The following is a 3,423-nucleotide window of genomic DNA, read 5'->3' as shown; positions in this document are numbered from 1 at the left end:
ACCTTAAAGCGCGTGACTTAGAACGCATGAAAAGCGGCTTTAGCTCTGTTATTTCTACCGATGATTTAGGCAATTTTGTTGATCAGAACGTGGCGGAGTCCCTTCGACGACTGCCGGGTGTTACGCTACAGCGCTCTGAAGGCGAAGGTAAGTTTGTCACCGTACGGGGCTTAGGACCCGGCTTCGTATCCATAAATATGAACGGCGCACAAATGTCTGGTGCAGGCGAAGAACGGAAAGTGGGATTAGACGCACTTCCTGCTGACCTTCTCGGTACCATTGAAGTGCTGAAAACACTCACCCCAGACCAAAACCTAAATTCCATTGGCGGTACAGTCAACGTTAAAGCAATTTCAGCTTTCGATCGCGGCAAAAACACATTAAAAATGCGTGTTCAAGACGCATATTCAGAAGCGCGCGAAAAGCACTCTCCGAAATTTAGCTTAGACGGCACCCAGTTTTTCCTCGACAACACCTTTGGTATTGGCTTTGCCATCTCTCACGAAGACCGCAAAACCCAGATAGACGAAACGCGCCACCACAGCACCAATGAAATGAAGTTTTACACCGCCGACTTGGGTAAAACAGAAGAAGAAATTGCCCAGGGTGACGAAATTCTTGCACCTTCTCAGTTAGAAGTTCGTCGCGAAATTGCAGGAAGAACTCGCCAAGCAGCAGCACTAAACCTCGAATACAAGCCCTCTGCAGACGCCTACTATTATGCCAAAGGCACGTTCACTCAGTTTGAAGATGATGATCGCGCACAGCGAGAATTTTACGATTTTCAAGATGCAGGCTCTGTCGGAAACGATGAAATTGTATACGTAAACGGCGCTACGAAAGAGTTTATTCTTAGCGATATAGACGTATTCCACCAGCATTTCCTACAAGAAAGTAAGAACAAAACCATCACGTTCAGCTTAGGGGGCGAAAACCGTATTGCTGAACGCTTCGTGTTTGACTACGAATACGCTCAATCTCGCTCTGAAGAAGACTCCACTGGTGACCGCCGCGTTCAATTCCGTGAACGAGACCTGATTGTTTATGGTCAAGGCGGTCGCGACAACATTAACGCCCGCATTTTAAGCCCACAGGAAGCTGCTGAAATCGCAGGTCTAACCTACGACCCGGAAAACAGTATTTTTGGAACGTCGGGTAGTGGCGATGGTTCTGACCTTTCAAATTATCAATTCGATAACCTGTTTTTAGAAGGCGGAACGCGAATTGATGAAATTAAGACAGTGAACCTTAACTTGCGAACCGACATTTTTAATGACTGGTTAAACACCATTAAATTTGGTGTGCAGGTGAGTGAGCGCGATCACGTGCGTGACAAGGACCGCTGGAGTTTCGACCCTTCTGCCGGCGACTGTAGCGACGACGCATGTATTGCCGCAGTGAATTCTACCCTTGCCGACTATGACACCCAGATTCCTTCAAACAGTGCATTCCAGCTGCCGTTTGAAAGCCGCGCAGTTGTCGACCAAATTGTTGATGCCACTCGTCAAACGGTTGAGCCTGCCACAAATGGTGAAGTGTCAATAGAAAGCACTAAGGGCGACTACAGCATTACCGAAGATACGCAGGCTGTATACGCAATGGCAGAGTTGCCATTAGGCGCAGATGCCACACTAACAACCGGCGTTCGCTGGACTCAAACCGAGTTCTCTTCTACCGGCTTTTTGTCTTTAGAGAACGATGACTTTGAGTTTAATGGCGCAGGGGCTGGTGCATTGGATATTGCTATCCCTCTTCCAGAAGCGTCTATTAAATACAGTGAGTTTTTCCCTAGTGCACACATTAAATGGGAACCGAGTGAAAACTTCTTAGTGCGTGCCGCAGCATGGACGAGTTTTACTCGCCCGTCGTTTAAACAAGCCCGTGCATTTGCAGTGTTTGACAGCGATATTGAGCTTTGTCCTCCTGGTTCTGACGATTGTGATGACAGTCAAGGTGGCGCATCGCTTCAACAGTTAAGCCAGTACGTGTTGGGTTCTGATAATGCGCTAGATGTGGGTAACCCTAACCTCGTTGCAATGACATCTATTAACTACGATGCGTCAATTGGCTGGTATCCAAGCGAAAACTTCTTTATGGAAGCGGCAGTTTTCTATAAAGACATCGACAACTTTATCGTAGATGTAAACGGAATTGGCATGGCGCTTAATGACCTGCCGCTAACGCTTCCGGTAAACCAGGTGACTGAGTTTGTTATTCCGCAAGATTTATATCTTAACGAGATAAACATTACCGTTAACGGCAACAAAGCCTCGGTTATCGGGTTAGAGCTTAGCTACAACCAGTACTTTGAAAATGGTCTATTCATTCAAAGTAATGCCACCATCCTCGATAGTGAAGCCACGCTGGATAGCAGTATTCGTCAAGGCAAAGTGGCACTGCCCGACCAAGCTGATACCACCTTTAATCTTGTATTTGGTTGGGAGAGCGAAACGTTCTCAGCTCGCTTAATTGGTAACGTGCGTTCTGAAGTTCTTGAACAAATTGGCTCATGCCCAATTACTGCCGATCTTAACGACCCGAAAGGCTGCAAGATTTGGGGCGACCAATATCAAGATTCGGTTAAGAGCTTAGACTTTAAACTTCAGTACGACATTACCGAGTACGCACAATTGTACTTTGACGCCATCAACCTTACCGAGGAATCTGACCTTCGCTACTTCCAAGGTAACGCGTTAAGCGGCGGCAACATTCTGTACCAAAAAGAAGAATACGGCCGCAGCTACCAGCTGGGTGTAAACATTAAGTTCTACTAATTGTCTGCGCCGGGGAAACCCGGCCTTTTCCACATAATAAAGCTGGAGCGGACATGTAGTGCGGTAGTACGCCCAGTAAAATATGGAGATTGAGTACCATGAAACTCACGAAAATTGCTGCCCTTATGGGCGGCGTTATTCTCGTTACCGCCTGTGGCGAGAAAAGCTCTACCAATGTAACCCTCCCCCCCGACCCAGCACTTACTGGCGTATTTGTTGATAGCCCCGTTGAAGGAATCAATTATTCCTCTGCTTCTGTGGAAAACGGTACCACGAATGCGCAGGGTGAATACTCTTACTTCAGAGGCGAACAGCTCGCTTTCAGCATAGGTCAGCTGACGTTTCCAGAAACCCCGGCATCGAGCGTTATCTCTCCTCTTGACCTGTTCGCAACCGACAACCCTTTTAACCAGTCGGTCGTAAACACACTTCGACTTTTACAATCTCTTGATACTGATGGCGACCCAAGTAACGGTATAACGTTAAGCGCCAGTGCCGGCGATGTGGCGGTAGCTACGCTAGACGAAGGGCAAACCATTGAAGATTTCTTTAATCAATCTGATGCTGATTTTGCAGCCGATGTAGAGGTGTGGCTTGGTTCTGCTGGCGGAGCCAGTGCTACGCTTGTGGATAAAGCACAGGCTATCAG

The 3,423-nt window shown here is 47.5% G+C and carries 1 protein-coding gene and 1 pseudogene; both read left to right on the top strand.

What is annotated here, in order from left to right:
- The coding region (locus tag QVA83_RS14635) for a TonB-dependent receptor (protein ID WP_287498628.1) at positions 1–2,774 on the top strand (2,774 nt) is incomplete at its 5' end.
- 98 nt (positions 2,775–2,872) lie between these two features.
- Positions 2,873–3,423 (top strand): annotated as a pseudogene (locus QVA83_RS14630) (hypothetical protein); the annotation flags it as partial.

The sequence above is a fragment of the Alteromonas sp. AO-Serp genome (assembly GCF_017849675.1).
In the GTDB taxonomy this organism is placed as follows: Bacteria; Pseudomonadota; Gammaproteobacteria; order Enterobacterales; family Alteromonadaceae; genus Alteromonas; species Alteromonas macleodii.
This window is presented reverse-complemented; position numbering and strand designations above follow the sequence as displayed.